The organism is Pseudomonas sp. LBUM1671 (assembly GCF_059695685.1).
The window spans coordinates 3,121,439-3,137,337 of record NZ_CP166782.1; the positions used below are offsets into that span (position 1 = coordinate 3,121,439).

Sequence of the window (15,899 nt, forward strand, 5' to 3'; positions counted from 1 at the left end):
TTCTTATGAATTCCAATGTGGCCGCGTTGAACAAGCTGCAAACGCTGATCGTGATCGGTAACGGCATGGTCGGACACCATTGTGTCGAACAGCTGATCGAGCGCGGGGCGCTTGATCACTATTGGCTGCACGTCTTCAGCGAGGAGCCGATGCGTGCCTACGACCGCGTGCACCTTTCCGAATACTTCGCCGGCCGTGATGCCGAATCGCTCGCCTTGGGTGAAGCTTCGCTGTACCAGACCCCGGGCGTCACCTTGCATTTGGGTGTGCCGGTCCTGGAAATCGACCGCGCCCAACGCCAGCTGATCACCGCCCAAGGCTGCGTCGCTTACGACAAACTGGTCCTGGCCACCGGGTCCTACCCATTTGTGCCGCCGATCGAAGGCGCCGAGGGCGATTCGCGCCTGGTGTACCGCACCCTTGAAGACCTCGATGCGATCCGCACCGCTGCGTCCAATGCCCGACGCGGCGTGGTCGTCGGCGGTGGCTTGCTTGGGCTGGAAGCCGCCAATGCCCTGAAAAGCCTGGGCCTGGAAGCCCATGTGGTGGAATTCGCCCCGCGCTTGATGCCGGTGCAGCTGGACGAGCAGGGCGGTCGTGCGCTCAAGGCACAGATCGAACGCCTCGGCGTCGGTGTGCACCTGTCACGCGGCACTCAATCGATCAGCGCCGGCGAGGAATACCGCTATCGGATGAACTTCGCCAATGACGAATTCCTTGAAACCGACCTGATCGTGTTTTCCGCCGGTATCCGCGCCCAAGACACCTTGGCCCGCCAGAGCTCGCTGGAAGTCGGACCGCGTGGCGGCGTGGTGATTGACGACCAATGCCTGACCAGCGATCCGCACATCTATGCCATCGGCGAGTGTGCCGCGTGGAATGGCAGTATTTTTGGCCTGGTCGCCCCGGGTTACCAGATGGCGCGCGGCGTAGCGGCGCTGTTGTGCAACGAAGCCGTCGAGCCGTTCATGGGCGCGGACATGTCGACCAAGCTCAAGCTGTTGGGCGTCGACGTCGGCTCCATCGGCGATGCGCACGGCAGCACGCCGGGCTCGCGCAGCTACCAGTTCATCGACGAAACCACCGCCAGCTACCGCCGCCTGGTGGTGGATGCGACCGGCAAACATGTGCTTGGCGCGGTGCTGGTCGGTGACAACAGCTATTACGACACGCTGCTGCAATACATGCAGAACGCGATCGCACTGCCGGCGGAACCTGCGAGCCTGATTCTGCCGTCGTCCGAAGGCGCGCCAACCCTGGGCCCAGGCGCATTGCCTGAGTCGGCCACGGTGTGCTCGTGCCACAACGTCACCAAGGGTTCCATCTGCTCGGCCATCGACGGTGGCTGCACCGACCTCGGCCTGCTCAAGTCGAAAACCAAGGCCTGCACCGGATGCGGCGGTTGTGCCGGGTTGCTCAAGCAAGTGTTCGAGCATGAGCTGATCGCCCGTGGCGTCAGCGTCGACAAGAGCCTGTGCGAACACTTTGCCTACACCCGTCAGGAGCTTTATGCGCTGGTACGGGTTGAAGGCGTCATCACCTTCGAAGAACTGCTTGCCAAGCATGGCCGCGGTCACACCGGTTGCGACGTGTGCAAGCCGGCGGTGGGCTCGATCCTCGCGTCGTGCTGGAACCAGCCGATCATGGACGCCTCACTGGTGCCGTTGCAGGACACCAACGATACGTTCATGGCCAACATGCAGAAAAACGGCACCTATTCGGTGGTGCCGCGCATCCCCGGTGGCGAGATCACCGCCGACAAACTGATCGCCATCGGCGTGGTGGCGAAGAAATACGACCTCTACACCAAAATCACTGGCGGCCAGCGCATCGACCTGTTTGGCGCGCAGTTGCACGAGTTGCCGGACATCTGGGCCGAGCTGATTGAAGCGGGCTTCGAAACCGGGCATGCCTACGGTAAATCGACTCGCACGGTGAAGTCTTGCGTCGGCAGCACCTGGTGCCGTTACGGCGTGCAGGACAGCGTGCAAATGGCGCTGACCATCGAGGATCGCTACAAAGGCCTGCGCTCGCCGCACAAGCTCAAGTTCGCGGTGTCCGGTTGCACCCGTGAATGCGCCGAAGCCCAGAGCAAAGACGTCGGCGTGATCGCCACCGAGAAAGGCTGGAACCTTTACATCGCCGGCAACGGCGGCATGCGCCCGCGTCACGCCGAGCTGTTTGCCACTGACCTGGACGATGAAACCCTGATCCGCTACATCGACCGCTTCCTGATGTTCTACATCCGCACCGCCGACAAATTGCAGCGTACTTCGGTATGGCGTGAAAGCCTGGAAGGCGGCCTCGATTTCCTCAAGGACGTGATCATCCACGACAGCCTTGGCCTGGGTGAAGAGCTCGAATCGCAGATGCAGTTGGTGGTCGACCGTTATGAATGCGAGTGGGCCAACGCCCTCAAGGACCCGGAAAAACTCAAGCGTTTCCGCACCTTCGTTAACGATAAACGCCCGGACCCGGACATCCACTTTGTCCAGGAACGCGGCCAGCGGCGCCCGATTATGGCCGCCGAACTCAACCTTATCCCTGTCACCGAGGAGATTGCCTGATGAGCCAGCCCACTACCCGCCGCATCGCTTCCCTGGAAACCGCCGACGCCTGGCAAACCGTGTGCGAACAACAGGACCTGGTCAGCAACTCCGGCGTGGTCGTGTGGCTCGACGGCGCGCAAGTGGCGCTGTTCTACCTGCCAGGCGCTGAGGGCAAGACCCTTTTCGCCATCGACAACCATGACCCGCAATCCGGGGCGAATGTCATCGGCCGCGGCCTGATTGGCAGCATCAAGGGTGATCTGGTGGTTGCGTCGCCGATCTACAAACAGCATTTCCGGCTTGAGGACGGCAGTTGCCTGGAGTACCCGCAACAGCGTTTGCGGGTCTGGCCAGTGCGGTTGAACGGCGGGGTGGTGGAAGTCGGGGTGGTTTGACGGTCATTAACGGCATTGGAGGCATGTATGAAAACAGCCGCACAGCTGCTCAAACTCAAGGTCGTGCAAAACCGTCAGGTGCACAGCATCGCGCCTGACGAGATGGTGCTGGACGCCTTGAAGCTCATGGCCGAAAAGAACGTCGGGGCACTTCCCGTCATCGAGAAAGGCCAGGTGGTCGGGGTGATCAGCGAGCGCGATTACGCCCGCAAGGTCGTGTTGCAGGGGCGTTCTTCCGTGGGCACGCCGGTGCGTGACATCATGAGCGCGCCGGTGGTGACGGCGCCGAGTCAGCAGAGCATCGAGCGCTGCATGGAAGTCATGACCGACAGCCATCTGCGTCATTTGCCGGTGGTGGACGACGGTGAACTGATCGGCCTGTTGTCGATTGGCGATCTGGTCAAGGAAGCCATCGTCGAGCAGGCCGATCTGATTCGGCAGCTGGAGCATTACATTCGCGGGCATTGAGACGGTGGGTGGTCTTGCGCCAAGGCCATCAGCCGACCGGCTCGACGGTGCAACTCATTTCCCGTGAGCCTGGTTTCTGGAAAAGCACCACGCCGCCGTCCTGCCAGAAACTGTAGTTACCCTGGTAATCCTTGCCGGTATAGCGGGTGCCTGATTCGCTCGGTACCTGGTTCAGGGTGATCGCGGTGTTGGCCCATTTCAGGTACACGACACCCGGTTGTGTGCTGAAGAAGGTGGCGGCAATCAGCGCGTTTAACCCTGCGCAACGATACGCCAGGGGGCCTTCGGTGAGTCGGTCCGGATCCTTGGTTCGGACAATGGCCGAGCCTTGGCGCAGCAGGTGCGCGCGCTCGGCATAACTTCGGATGATGCAGGCTTTTTGCTCCGGTCCCGAGGCACACTCGTTGCGGGCCGCGATCCAGAACTGCTGGTCGATGATGATGCTGTCCGGGGGCGGCACTGAGCGTTGATCCGTGAGTGCCAATCGATAAAGGCGCGTCAGTTCATTGTCCATCTGCATCAGTTGCGGATCGCGACAGATCAGCTTTTCGACGGAGGCTTTTGCCTGGGTGCAGTCGATGCCGGGAGGGGGGGCTGCATTGGCGCAGGTGCTCACCGCCGCGCACACGCTGGCAGCGAGCAGACAGGTGAAAAGGGCCGTGACCGTTTTCATGTTGGCTTCACCCAGATCATTGCTTGATGCCCGGATTGCCGTGGGTGTACGCAGTGTAAGTCAGTGCTCAAAACTTGCCACACCCGCCCGGCGGCGGGTGTGTCTCAGAATCGATCCAGACGGTACGGATCAATGGCTGGTAACCCATCGGCAGCGGTCGCCGGCGAAGCCAGTTGCGCGATGAGTTCGGCAGTGACCGCGGCCTGCGTCAGGCCCAGGTGCTGGTGACCGAAGGCGAGCAGCACCTTGCCGTCGCACACCCGGTCGATGATCGGCAGGGAGTCCGGCAAGGAGGGGCGAAAGCCCATCCACGGCGTGGCAGCCTCGGCGTTCAAATCGCGCTTGAACAGGCCGTCACTCAACCGGTGCAACTGCCAGGCGCGTTCCATCACCGCAGGCCGGTCAAGGCCGGCGAACTCGACGGTGCCGGCCAATCGCAGTCCATCGGCCATCGGGGTCATGATGAACTTGCGCTCCAGCGAGGTGACGGCGAACGGCAACCGCCCGTGTTCATGGGGCAACATCAGGTGATAGCCGCGCTCGGTATCCAGCGGTACCTTTTTGCCGGTCAGCGCTGCCGTCAGCTTCGCGGAGTGCGCACCGCAAGCGATCAGGGTCTGGCGGGCGGTCAAACGGCCCTGGTCGGTGATGAGAGAGACGCCGTTCTCCTGCAGGTTTGCGCCCAGAACCTGCTGCTTGAAGAAATGCACGCCGCCGGCTTTGGCTGCTTGGACCAATTCGCAGACCACCCGGTAGGGGTCGAGAAAATGCCCGGTGCGCGGAAAGAACAGCCCGCCCTGAATCCCCTCGCTGAGTTGTGGCGCTGCCTCGCGAACGGCGTTGGCGTCCCAAAAGTCGACCGGCACCTGTTGATGACGCATCCGTGCCTCTAGCGCTTCGATCGCCTGACGCGAATCGGCGCGCTCGAACACCAACAACGAGCCGTCCTCACGCAGCAGGTCGGGGCGAGCAATGTCCCCCAGCAGGCGGTGCCAGGCGCCAAGGCTGTTTTCATTGAGCGCACGGATACCGGTCACGGTCCGCTGGAAGGGAGCCGGGCGCAGATTCAGCAACAGGCGCATGAACCAGGGCAGGGCGCGCGGCAGGTATTTCCAGTCCAGGCGCAGCGGGCCCATCGGGTCCATGAGCATGCCGGGCAGGCGCTTGAGGATGGACAGGTCGGCGATTGGAAACACCTGTTCGGTCGCCAGATGCCCGGCATTGCCGAACGAGGCGCCCCGGCCGGGGTCCTGCTGGTCGATGACCACCACTCGCAGCCCCTGGCGTGCCAGCCGCAGGGCGCAGGCGACGCCGATGATGCCGGCACCAACCACGGCGACATCCGCATTGTCGTGCGGGTTGTTTGCAGCGGGGGAGTCAGACATTTTCAGGGGTTTCCCTCTGGCCATCGAGCAGGCGACGCAACTGCAATGGATTGCTGTGCTTGAGCGCCGCAGGCAGCAAGGCATCCGGGAAATCCTGATAACAGACCGGCCGCAGGAACCGCAGGATGGCCGCCGTACCGACCGAGGTCGTGCGCGAGTCGGAGGTGGCCGGGAAGGGACCGCCGTGGACCATGGCGTCGCACACCTCGACACCGGTTGGCCAGCCGTTGACCAGCAGGCGACCGGCCTTGCGTTCCAGTGCAGGCAATAACGCTTGGGCGCTTGGCAGATCGGCGTCATCCAGGTGCAGGGTGGCGGTCAGCTGACCTTCAAGGTGTTCGATGACCTGGCGGATTTGGTGGTCGTCGGCACATTGCACGATCAGCGATGCGGCACCGAACATTTCTGCCTGCAACATCGTGTCGGCAAGGAAATCCTGTGCCTGAGTGACGAACAGATGGGCCTGGCACTGGTTCGGCGTTTCACCCTCAAGGCCGTTGGCGGACGCCTCGACACGTTGAAGCATCGAACCGACGCCTGCCTCATAAGCATTGAAGATCCCGGGCGTGAGCATGGTCTGCGCGGGGCTGCGCCGGACGAGGTCCGCCGCCGCGTTGATGAAACGATCAAGGGCCGGACCTTGACGGGAAATCACCAGGCCGGGGTTGGTGCAGAACTGTCCAGCGCCTTGGGTCAGGGAGGCGACAAACCCTTGGGCCAACGCTTCGGCGCGGGATTCCAGGGCAGTCGGGAACAGCAACACCGGGTTTATCGAGCTCATTTCCGCGTACACCGGAATGGGTTCGGGACGTGCCTGGGCCGCCTGGCACAACGCGATGCCGCCACTGCGCGAACCGGTGAAACCTACAGCCTTGATACGCGGGTCCGTGACCAGAGCGATACCCACTTCGCGGCCAGAACCGAACAGCAGCGAAAACACACCTTCGTGCAGTTCACATTTCGCCACGGCACGGGCCACCGCTCGGCCCACCAGTTCGCTGGTGCCGGGGTGCGCGCCATGGGCTTTGACGATCACCGGACAACCGGCGGCCAATGCCGACGCGGTGTCACCGCCAGCGACCGAGAACGCCAGCGGAAAATTGCTCGCGCCGAACACGGCCACCGGCCCCAGCGGCACCTGCCGCTGACGCAGGTCCGGGCGCGGCAGGGGTTGGCGTTCAGGCAGCGCTGTATCGACCCGCACATCCAGCCATTCGCCGGCCCGCACTGTACGGGCAAAGGTGCGCAGTTGCTGGCAGGTGCGGCCACGCTCACCCTGGATACGTGGGCGCGGCAGGCCTGTCTCGGCGACAGCCCGCTCGATCAGCTCATCGCCCAGGGCTTCGATCTCATCGGCAATCGCTTCGAGGAACTGCGCGCGTGCTGCCAGTGATGTTTCGCGATAGCTGTCGAAGGCTGAACTCGCCAGAGCGCAGGCTTGTTCGACATGCTCGTGGGTACCACCGGGATAGGCCGGTTCGAGCGGTTTGTCGGTGGCGGGATTGATCGCCCGGATCGCTTCGCGAGTGCCGGTAATGGCGTGCTGACCAATCAGCATCTGGCCTGTCAGAGTCATGGCGCTTTCCTGGAAAAGAGGGTGGCCCGCTGTGGTTTCACAGCGGGCGCGTTCAGGTGAGATCAGGCGACGTTCTGTTCTGCCGACCAGTTTTTGTACCACTGGCGGAACAACGTGTACTGGTTCTCGGCGTAATGACGCTGGGCATCGCTGAGCGCATCGGTCTCGTTGAAATGCAGCGTGTATTCCTTGTCGCCATTGAGCACCATCAAGTGCTTGTAATAGAGCACCAGGTCGCAGCCTTCATCAAAGGACGACAGGACGGCCAGCGCCGATTCCAGCTCCCTCGCCAGGCGACGAGCCTTGGCGTCGCCTTTGGCTGCCTGCTTGCTCAGGGCGACCAATTGCAGCACTTCGCGGGGCAGCGCGTTGCCGATCCCGGTGATGGCGCCGGTGGCATTGCAGTTGACGAAACCGTGTACCACTTGAGTATCGACACCGACCATCAGGGTGACGTCATCGTCCTTGGACGTGATGTTCTCGGCGGCGTAGCGCAGGTCGGCGGCACCACCGAACTCTTTGAAGCCGATCAGGTTCGGGTTTTCGCGACGCAGTTCGAAGAACAGATCCGCGCGGGTGGCGAAGCCATAGTAAGGGCTGTTGTAGATCACCGACGGCAGATTCGGGGCCGCCTTCAGGATGGCGGAGAAGTGAGCTTTTTGCGCGGCCGGAGAGGCGCCCCGGGACAGAACGCGCGGGATCACCATCAGGCCATGGGCGCCGACTTTGGCCGCATGGGCGGCGTGGGAAATCGCTTCCCGGCTATTGACCGCGCCAGTACCGACAATCGTCGGAACGCCGGCGGCAACCAGGCGGGCCACGCCTTCCTGACGCTCGCCTTCGGTAAGCAGGGGCCAGTCACCCATGGAACCGCAATACACGACCGCACTCATGCCGATATCAATCAGTTCGCGACCTTTGGCCACCAGCGCGTCGAAGTCGGGTTTGCGCTCGGCCGTGCAGGGGGTCATCAGGGCAGGAATGCAGCCAGTGAAGATGCTATCGCTCATTGTTGTAACTCCTTGAAGCGTTCATTCAAATGGATTGAGGGAAGTGCCGCGTGGTCGCTCAAATGCCCCACGCGAAGGGATCCTGTTCGTCGATCAGCAGCGTGCTGTCGGCGGTCATGAAGGCCTGGCCGGTAATGAACGGGCGCACACGTTCGCCTTCCCATTCATAGCTGCCGACGAATTGGCTGGCAGTGATGCTCGCTTGTACCCAAGGCTCACCGGCGGCCAGTTTTCCATCGGCCGCCAGGCACGCCAGTTTGGCGCTGGTGCCAGTGCCGCAGGGCGAGCGGTCGTAAGCCTTGCCCGGGCACATGACGAAGTTGCGGCTGTCGGCCTGGTCGTCGTCGGCGAATAATTCGACATGGTCGATGAGGGCGCCGTCTTCGCCGTGAATGCCCTGGGCTTCAAGGGCTTTGAGCATCGCCCAGGTGTATTCGGTGAGGGCTTCGACGTTGTCGAGTTGCAGCACCTGCCGGTGGTCGGAGACCAGGAAAAACCAGTTACCGCCCCAGGCGATATCGCCATAAACGCAGCCGTGTCCGGGGACTTCCACCGACACCTGTTGACGGTAACGGTAGGCGGGCACGTTGCGCAGGGTCACGGTGCCGTCGTCATGCAGGGTGGCGCTGACCGGGCCGACGGGGGTGTCGATCTTGTGCACGCCGGGGGCGATGTGCCCCAGGTAGTGCAACGAGTTGACCAGGCCGATGGTGCCGTGACCGCACATGCCGAGATAACCGGCATTGTTGAAGAAGATCACGCCGCAAGTCGCATCCGGCGAGACCGGCTCGCAATACAGCGCGCCGACCAGCACATCGTTGCCACGGGGCTCCAACAGGCAGGCTCGGCGCCAGTGGTCATGCTGATCGCGCAGGGCATCGCGTTTCTCGACCATGGTCTGGCCGGGCAGCTGGGGAAAGCCGCTCATCACCAGGCGAGTCGGTTCGCCGCCGGTGTGGGAGTCAATGACATGAACCCGTTTCATAAACCTATCCTTTAGAAGTGAGCAGGGGCAGGGCGCTGGGACGTTGTGGTGTCGGCGCGAGTCAAATCGGCTTCGCTTTCATCGTCCTCGGATTCCAGACGGACCAGATGCGCCGGAACGCCAGTCGCCGCGCCCCAGCAATAGATGCCCAGTGCGCAGACCGCCACGACCAGAGTGTCGAAGGGATGGCTGAGGACGCCCAGGCCACCGAAGCTGCCGAGTTTGGAGAGCACGATGGTCACGGCGTAGAAGCCGATCAGCCATGCGGACGAGCGTACTTGTTGGGTCAGGCTCAGATGCTGGGTCGGCACAAAACGACCACACATCAGGTACACGACGAACATCAGAATCTGCAGGCCCAGCAGCCATGACACGGTGCTCCAGCCCGACCAGTAGACGATCAGCGCCGCGATGACGAATGACAATGGACCGAGGACGCTCATCCACTTGACCCTGAACGGGCGCGGCATATCCGGCGCATTGCGACGCAGCGCGGCAACAGATACCGGCGCGACGGCATAGCTCAACACCAGCGCTGCGGATACCACATTGATCAGGGCTTCCCATGAAGGAAAGGGCAGGGTCCAGAACACAGACAGGGCAAAGGTCAGCCACAGCGCCGGGCGTGGAATGCCGGACTTTTCGTCGATGCGGGTGAAGACCTTGAAGAAGGTGCCGGTTCGCGCCCAGCCGTAGATCACTCGCGGTGTCGCGTTCATGTAGATGTTGCCGCAACCGCTGGGGGAGATCACCGCGTCGGCGACCACGAGGTAGGCCAACCAGCCCACGCCCAGCGCCAGGGCGATGTCGCGATAAGGAAGGGCCAGTTCCTTGGCCACCCCGGCCCAGCCGTTGGCCAGCATCTCGGTGGGTACGCCGCCGAGGAAAGCGACCTGCAATAGCACATAGATCAAGGTGGACAGCAGCACGGACAGGATCAGTGCGATCGGAATGGTCCGTTGCGGATTCTTCACTTCGCTGGCCACCGAGATGATCGGTGTCAGTCCCAGGTAAGCGAAGATCACACCGCCGGCGGACACCGCCATCTCGATGCCCGACAGGCCGAATGGCGCGAAGCCCTGAGCCTGGAAGTTCTCCGGTTTGAAGAAGGTGAACAGCACACCGATGACCAGCAGCGGGACGATGAACTTGAACACACTGACCAGGTTATTGGCCATGGCGAAGGTCTTCACACTCCGGTAGTTGAGCAGGAAAAACAGGCAGAGCAAGCCGAATTGCACGAGCCAGCCGATGATTGTCGGATCGCTCGAACCGGTCTTGGTCAGCTCTGGAAACCAGGCAGCGGCGTACTGGCGAGAGGCGACCACTTCGATCGCCACCAGGCTGGTGAAAGCGATCAGTGTGATAAAGCCCATCAGGTAGCCGAGCAACGGACCATGGGAATAGACCGGATAACGAACCACGCCCCCGGCACGCGGCAGCGCCGCCCCCAATTCGCAATAAACAATGCCCAGCAGCAGGACGGCAAAGCCGCCCAAGAGCCAGGAAAATATACCGGCCGGCCCCGCAATCGCAGAGACGTGACTGGCTGCAAACAACCAGCCGGAACCGAAAATGGCGCCCAAGCCGATAAACGTTAGGTCCATCAACGAAAGTTGTTTTTTGAACTTGCCTTTGCCTGACATAGCGTCGCCTTCTTGTGAGTTATTGGATAGGCAGGTGTGCATGCAATGGCGATAGAGTGAACGCGTCAGGACGCTGGCGATTGATGTTTTGCATGGATGCGAATGACGAAATCAGCACAATGCGGATGGCTGATCCGGCTATGTTCCTATCAGCTCGACACGGGGTAAGCCTTGGGGCAATCTGCCTGCGCGCGCCTCAATAACGCCGCTGAAAGGCACTGGACAACGTGCTGAGCGAAGAGGGCGCAAGCGTGTTTTTTCAGTGGGAGATCAAGATTGATGACGCAGAACGCATTGGCGATCCTGTGCCAGGGAAACGACCAGAATCGTCCCGATACCCTCGAAGCATTACTGGCGGGCGTGGCACTTCTGTTGCCGATGCTGGATGTGATCCCCAATGCCGCGATCTTTATCAAAGACATCAAGGCGCGCTATGTCATGGCCAACAGCACGCTGGTGCAGCGCTGTGGGCTGAAACAGTTGCAACCGCTGCTGGGGAAAACCAGCGCCGAAGTTTTTCCAGAACAATTGGGGCCGGGCTACACCGAACAGGACCGTCGTGTACTGGAACAAGGCTTTGTCCTGGAAGACCAACTGGAATTGCACTTGTACGGCAGTCGAGAGCCCGGTTGGTGCCTGACGCATAAACGCCCGCTGTATAACCGCCAAGGCGAAATCATTGGCCTGGCAGGAATTTCGGTCGACCTGCAATCGGCCAGTGACACACATCCGGCTTATCAGCGCCTGGCCGCCGTGGATGAACACATTCGCGCGCACTTCAATCGCCGCATCACCTTGGGCGAACTCACACGCATCGCCGGCATTTCAGTGGCGCAACTGGAAAGGTATTGCAAACGCGTGTTCCACCTGACGCCGCGACAGATGATTCAAAAGGTTCGCCTGGAACACGCACACCGTTTGCTACACACCGAGATTCCGATTACCGACGTGGCACTGCAGTGCGGCTATACCGACCACAGTGCGTTCACTCGGCAGTTCAAGGCATTGACTGGATTTACGCCTCGGCAGTATCGGCAGGCGACGGGGTATTGAGAAGAGCCAAGCAAGAGTCAGGGCCTTCGCCCCATGCCGGTGGAGAGAGGCGACCTTTGCCACCTAATCAGAAAACAGCTCGAACATCAGCTGGCGAAGCCAACGATTGGCCGGGTCCTTGTTATAGCGTGCATGCCAGAACAAATTTATTTCGATGTTAGGCAGTTCCACTGGCGTCGGTAGAACCACGAGCCCAAAGGGTTGTTCGCAACTGCTGGCGAACCGTTCAGGCACTGTTGCCATTAAGTCGGTGCGTTGAAGGATGTGACCGACTGCGACGAAATGGGGAACCTCCAGGCGTATGTTGCGCTCGATGCCGGCCCGCGCCAGAAACGTATCGACTTCGCCGTGACCTGTGTTCGCCGCTACGACGCGAACGTGGTCATAACTGCAAAAACGCTCAAGCGTTAGCGGCTCCCTGGTAGCCGGGTGGTCCTTGCGGCAAATGCAGACGTAACGATGGTGAAACAGGCGCTGCTGAAAAAAGCCGGCTTGCAGGTGCGGCAGTAATCCAACGGCGAGGTCGATCGCGCCGTTCTGCAAACCTTCGGCCAAGGTGTCGGAGGTGTTGCGTAGCGTACTGATCGAGCAACCCGGAGCGCGTTCAGCCAGAGCGTCCATCAGTCGCGGCATGAAGTAAATTTCACCAATGTCGGTCATTGCCATCGTAAATCGACGACTGCAGTTGAGCGGATCGAACGTGTCCTGTCGGCTCAGCGCTTCACGCAACGTCTGGATGGCCAGTGCAACCGGCTCAGCCAACTGCCGGGCATAGGGCGTGGGCTCCATTCCTTGATAAGTGCGAACGAACAGCTCGTCGTTCAACGTGACACGCAGCCGTTTTAACGCGTTGCTGACAGCGGGCTGGGTCAACTCAAGGCTATCCGCCGCCGTTGATACCCGGCGGTCAATCAGCAGTTGGTTAAACACCAGAAGTAGATTGAGATCCAGCTCACGTAATTCCATAACGCCTCGTGCAGATTACGCGCTCATAAGGGCTATAAGTCTTTGCCCGCCGTTGGGTCTGCACCGCGCTGAAATTGCCGCCCAAGAGCCAAAGCCTAACAAGTGCCAGACCGCCGCGTCCATCGTGAGATCGATGGGGCTTTTACTACCCTTCGATCTTTATTCACGTTCGAAATAATGCGTATTCGCCTGGCTGCATTTATCAGGGGTGATGGTTTGCCCATGATTGAATCCATGTCCAGTGCTGAACGCTCTACGAAACACCATTGGGCACCGCGCAATTTCCGGAGGCATCCGATCCTCCGGCTCTATAACAATGACAAGAAGAGCGATGCCATGCGTACGATTGATGTCTCAGCCCTGATTGACGGGGCACGTTTCAATGCTTTCCATGCGCGCGTGCTGTTCTGGTGCGCGCTTATCATCATTTTCGACGGCTACGATTTGGTCATCTATGGGGTCGTATTGCCCTCACTGATGGCCGAGTGGGGCCTCAGTTCGTTACAGGCGGGTGCGTTAGGTAGCTGTGCGCTGGTGGGCATGATGCTGGGTGCGCTGTTTTTCGGTTCACTGTCGGATCGTATAGGCCGACGCAAAACCATCATGATGTGTGTCGCCATCTTCAGCGCCGTCACAGCGATCAATGGCCTGGCACGCAGCCCCGAAGCGTTTGCCTTGTGCCGATTCATCGCCGGTCTTGGGATCGGGGGTGTAATGCCCAACGTTGTCGCGTTGATGAACGAGTACGCGCCAAAGAAATCCCGCAGTACGTTGGTCGCGATCATGTTCAGTGGCTACTCGTTAGGCGGAATGCTATCGGCGGGCCTGGGCATGGTGCTGATCCCGCAGTGGGGATGGCAAGCGGTGTTTTATGTGGCGCTGATTCCTCTGTTGGCGTTGCCATTGCTGATACGACAGTTGCCTGAGTCGATGGATTTCCTGTTGCGCACCGGGCAGACCGTCAAGGCGCAAAACCTGTTGGCACAAGCCGCGCTGTCTTATGAACCAAGCGCCAATGACCAGTTGAACCAGATGGTCGCCAAAGGCACGACCGTGTCGATTGCACAGCTGTTCCAGGACGGGCGCAAGTTGAACACCTTCATGCTGTGGTTGGCGTTTTTCTGTTGTTTGCTGATGGTTTATGCATTGAGCTCCTGGCTGCCAAAACTCATGAGTGCAGCAGGCTATGGGTTGAACTCCAGCCTGGCGTTTCTGGTAGCGCTCAACGTCGGCGCAATTATTGGCGCGGTGGCCGGAGGATGGCTGGGTGACCGGATTGGAATCGCCAAGGTCTTGTTCGCGTTTTTTAGCTGCGGCGCGTTAGCCCTGAGCCTTTTGGCGCTCAAGGCGCCGCTGCCGGTGCTTTATCTGCTCATCGCTATCGCAGGGGCGTGCACCATTGGCACGCAGATCCTGGCCAACGCCTGCACGGTGCAGTATTACCCCGCGCACATACGGTCTACAGGACTTGGTTGGGCGATGGGCGTCGGTCGCACCGGCGCCATCATCGGGCCTTTGTTAGGGGGCGCACTGCACGCTTCTTCATTGCCGCTGCAGGCGAGCTTTCTTATCTTCGCAGTGCCCGGTCTGATAGGGGCCATCGCTGTTCTGGTGTTTCTGATTCAGAACTCTCCAGGTCGTCAAGCCGCATCATCCAAGCAACCGGTGCCGCAGTAACGATTGCAGAAAAAAGCGAGCTCAAGGACGAGCTCTTCTGGCCAATGACTGCTCATCCCGTGCAGTAATATTCACACTCGTAATGGCATGTATGGGAGTTACGGTATTTATCAATAGCGCTCGGATGGTGATGATTTGGTGACTCCAATAACAATCAGCCTCATGGGTAACTTGCTATGCGTACTTCTCAATCCAAACTGCAAATCGGTATTGTTGGCGGCGGTATTGCCGGCGTGGCTCTGGCCCTGGACCTGTGCCGTCATTCCCACCTGAACGTGCAGTTGTTCGAAGCGGCTGCAGCCTTTGGCGAGGTCGGAGCAGGTGTCTCCTTCGGCGCCAATGCCGTTCGTGCCATCGCGGGTCTGGGGATTGCCGAACCCTACCGCAAGATTGCCGACCAGACGCAGGATCCGTGGCAGGACATCTGGTTCGAATGGCGCCGTGGTGAAGATGCCGGTTATCTGGGCGCCAGCCTGGCCGAAGGGGTAGGGCAGTCTTCGGTACACCGTGCAGACTTTCTCGATGCCCTGGCCAGTCAGTTACCCGAAGGAATCGCCCAATTCGGCAAGCGCGCCGTTAGCGTGGAGCAGGGCGCCGAGCAGGCTCGCGTCCTTTTCACCGATGGCACTGAGCATCGCTGCGATCTGTTGATCGCCGCGGACGGTATCAAGTCTTCAATTCGTGATCATGTTCTCAGCGGTCTTGGCCAACCCCTCGTGGCTCCGCGTTTCAGTGGGACTTGCGCCTACCGTGGGATGATCGACAGCCAGCAGCTGCGCGCCGCTTACCGGGCTCGGGGTGTCGATGAGCACTTGGTTGACGTTCCGCAGATGTACTTGGGGCTCGACGCACACATCCTCACATTCCCGGTCAAGCAAGGTCGGCTGATCAACGTCGTAGCCTTTATTTCCGATCGCAGTCGCCCTGATCCAACCTGGCCGAGCGATTCTCCGTGGGTGCGCAATGCTAGCCAGGAAGAAATGCTCTCCGCCTTCAATCATTGGGGAGATGCTGCACGGGTGCTGCTCGAATGCATTCCGTCACCCACCCTTTGGGCGCTGCATGAACTCGACGAGTTGCCAGGCTACGTGCACGGCCGCGTGGGTCTGATCGGCGATGCGGCGCACGCCATGTTGCCGCACCAGGGCGCTGGTGCAGGTCAGGGCCTCGAAGACGCCTGGCTTCTGGCCCGATTGTTGACCGACCCGCAGGTTCTGGACAGCCAGCCTCAAGCGGTGCTCGCGGCTTACGACGCCATCCGTCGTCCGCGCGCCTGCCGTGTGCAACGTACTTCCTGGGAAGCCGGGGAGCTTTATGAACTGCGTGATCCAGCCGTCGCCGATGACGAACAACTGCTGGGCAAAACCCTCGCAGAGCGTTTCGACTGGCTGTGGAATCACGATATGCAGTCCGATCTTCAAGAGGCTCGTGCCCAATTGGGCTGGCGAGCAGTTGCTTGAGGACTTGAACTGACAAGCACAGAGAGAGCCTTCAGCGGCTCTCTTGCTTGCGCCTT

Annotated in this window: 13 protein-coding genes; 6 read left to right on the forward strand and 7 right to left on the reverse strand. The window is 60.7% G+C overall.

What is annotated here, in order from left to right; translation table 11 throughout:
* Positions 1–5 precede the first annotated feature (5 nt).
* From nirB to ACA060_RS14345, 3 genes are read left to right on the forward strand one after another with little or no spacing between them, the layout of a single operon-like run.
* On the forward strand, positions 6–2,567 hold the full coding sequence (gene nirB / locus ACA060_RS14335; RefSeq protein WP_497318082.1) for a nitrite reductase large subunit NirB: 2,562 nt from the start codon (positions 6–8) through the stop codon (positions 2,565–2,567).
* Positions 2,567–2,944: a nitrite reductase small subunit NirD gene (nirD, locus tag ACA060_RS14340; RefSeq protein WP_497318084.1), complete on the forward strand. Its 378-nt coding sequence runs from the start codon at positions 2,567–2,569 to the stop codon at positions 2,942–2,944. Before nirB ends, nirD begins: the two co-directional genes overlap by 1 nt.
* Before the next feature lie 27 nt (positions 2,945–2,971).
* Entirely contained in the window at positions 2,972–3,412 is a 441-nt protein-coding gene (locus ACA060_RS14345) for a CBS domain-containing protein (protein ID WP_109631260.1), read from the forward strand.
* A gap of 28 nt (positions 3,413–3,440) precedes the next feature.
* Here the strand turns inward: ACA060_RS14345 and ACA060_RS14350 are convergent, their stop codons facing one another.
* The 6 genes from ACA060_RS14350 to ACA060_RS14375 form a co-directional block, all read right to left on the reverse strand.
* A complete protein-coding gene (locus ACA060_RS14350; RefSeq protein WP_497318086.1) occupies positions 3,441–4,085 on the reverse strand; it encodes an MliC family protein in 645 nt (214 codons plus the stop codon).
* A gap of 104 nt (positions 4,086–4,189) precedes the next feature.
* The gene (locus ACA060_RS14355; protein WP_497318088.1) at positions 4,190–5,470 is read right to left on the reverse strand and encodes an NAD(P)/FAD-dependent oxidoreductase; all 1,281 of its coding nucleotides are present in this window, start codon (positions 5,468–5,470) and stop codon (positions 4,190–4,192) included.
* Positions 5,463–7,046, reverse strand: a complete 1,584-nt coding sequence (locus ACA060_RS14360; RefSeq protein WP_497318090.1) for an aldehyde dehydrogenase (NADP(+)) — start codon at positions 7,044–7,046, stop codon at positions 5,463–5,465. Before ACA060_RS14360 ends, ACA060_RS14355 begins: the two co-directional genes overlap by 8 nt.
* 62 nt (positions 7,047–7,108) lie before the next feature.
* A complete protein-coding gene (locus tag ACA060_RS14365) occupies positions 7,109–8,056 on the reverse strand; it encodes a dihydrodipicolinate synthase family protein (protein WP_497318092.1) in 948 nt (315 codons plus the stop codon).
* 58 nt (positions 8,057–8,114) lie between these two features.
* A complete protein-coding gene (locus tag ACA060_RS14370; protein ID WP_497318094.1) occupies positions 8,115–9,041 on the reverse strand; it encodes a 4-hydroxyproline epimerase in 927 nt (308 codons plus the stop codon).
* Positions 9,042–9,052: 11 nt separating this feature from the next.
* Positions 9,053–10,687: an APC family permease gene (locus tag ACA060_RS14375; RefSeq protein WP_497318096.1), complete on the reverse strand. Its 1,635-nt coding sequence runs from the start codon at positions 10,685–10,687 to the stop codon at positions 9,053–9,055.
* 279 nt (positions 10,688–10,966) lie between these two features.
* Between ACA060_RS14375 and ACA060_RS14380 the strand changes: the two genes are divergently transcribed.
* A complete protein-coding gene (locus tag ACA060_RS14380; protein ID WP_497318098.1) occupies positions 10,967–11,740 on the forward strand; it encodes a PAS domain-containing protein in 774 nt (257 codons plus the stop codon).
* Between the two features lie 63 nt (positions 11,741–11,803).
* Here the strand turns inward: ACA060_RS14380 and ACA060_RS14385 are convergent, their stop codons facing one another.
* Entirely contained in the window at positions 11,804–12,706 is a 903-nt protein-coding gene (locus ACA060_RS14385) for a LysR family transcriptional regulator (protein ID WP_497318100.1), read from the reverse strand.
* Positions 12,707–13,042: 336 nt separating this feature from the next.
* Between ACA060_RS14385 and ACA060_RS14390 the strand changes: the two genes are divergently transcribed.
* Positions 13,043–14,383 carry an MFS transporter gene (locus ACA060_RS14390; protein ID WP_497318244.1) on the forward strand — a complete coding sequence of 447 codons (1,341 nt, stop codon included), beginning with the start codon at positions 13,043–13,045 and terminating at the stop codon, positions 14,381–14,383.
* Between the two features lie 176 nt (positions 14,384–14,559).
* Complete coding sequence (salA, locus tag ACA060_RS14395; RefSeq protein WP_497318102.1) at positions 14,560–15,843, forward strand: salicylate 1-monooxygenase; 1,284 nt, start codon at positions 14,560–14,562, stop codon at positions 15,841–15,843.
* Positions 15,844–15,899: the final 56 nt, after the last annotated feature.

What these genes read in the sequence shown, in the direction of transcription:
- nirB (WP_497318082.1), top strand. Translation starts at nt 6, where the DNA reads ATGAATTCCAATGTGGCCGCGTTGAACAAGCTGCAAACGCTGATCGTG.
- nirD (WP_497318084.1), top strand. Translation starts at nt 2,567, where the DNA reads ATGAGCCAGCCCACTACCCGCCGCATCGCTTCCCTGGAAACCGCCGAC.
- ACA060_RS14345 (WP_109631260.1), top strand. Translation starts at nt 2,972, where the DNA reads ATGAAAACAGCCGCACAGCTGCTCAAACTCAAGGTCGTGCAAAACCGT.
- ACA060_RS14350 (WP_497318086.1), bottom strand. Translation starts at nt 4,085, where the DNA reads ATGAAAACGGTCACGGCCCTTTTCACCTGTCTGCTCGCTGCCAGCGTG.
- ACA060_RS14355 (WP_497318088.1), bottom strand. Translation starts at nt 5,470, where the DNA reads ATGTCTGACTCCCCCGCTGCAAACAACCCGCACGACAATGCGGATGTC.
- ACA060_RS14360 (WP_497318090.1), bottom strand. Translation starts at nt 7,046, where the DNA reads ATGACTCTGACAGGCCAGATGCTGATTGGTCAGCACGCCATTACCGGC.
- ACA060_RS14365 (WP_497318092.1), bottom strand. Translation starts at nt 8,056, where the DNA reads ATGAGCGATAGCATCTTCACTGGCTGCATTCCTGCCCTGATGACCCCC.
- ACA060_RS14370 (WP_497318094.1), bottom strand. Translation starts at nt 9,041, where the DNA reads ATGAAACGGGTTCATGTCATTGACTCCCACACCGGCGGCGAACCGACT.
- ACA060_RS14375 (WP_497318096.1), bottom strand. Translation starts at nt 10,687, where the DNA reads ATGTCAGGCAAAGGCAAGTTCAAAAAACAACTTTCGTTGATGGACCTA.
- ACA060_RS14380 (WP_497318098.1), top strand. Translation starts at nt 10,967, where the DNA reads ATGACGCAGAACGCATTGGCGATCCTGTGCCAGGGAAACGACCAGAAT.
- ACA060_RS14385 (WP_497318100.1), bottom strand. Translation starts at nt 12,706, where the DNA reads ATGGAATTACGTGAGCTGGATCTCAATCTACTTCTGGTGTTTAACCAA.
- ACA060_RS14390 (WP_497318244.1), top strand. Translation starts at nt 13,043, where the DNA reads ATGCGTACGATTGATGTCTCAGCCCTGATTGACGGGGCACGTTTCAAT.
- salA (WP_497318102.1), top strand. Translation starts at nt 14,560, where the DNA reads ATGCGTACTTCTCAATCCAAACTGCAAATCGGTATTGTTGGCGGCGGT.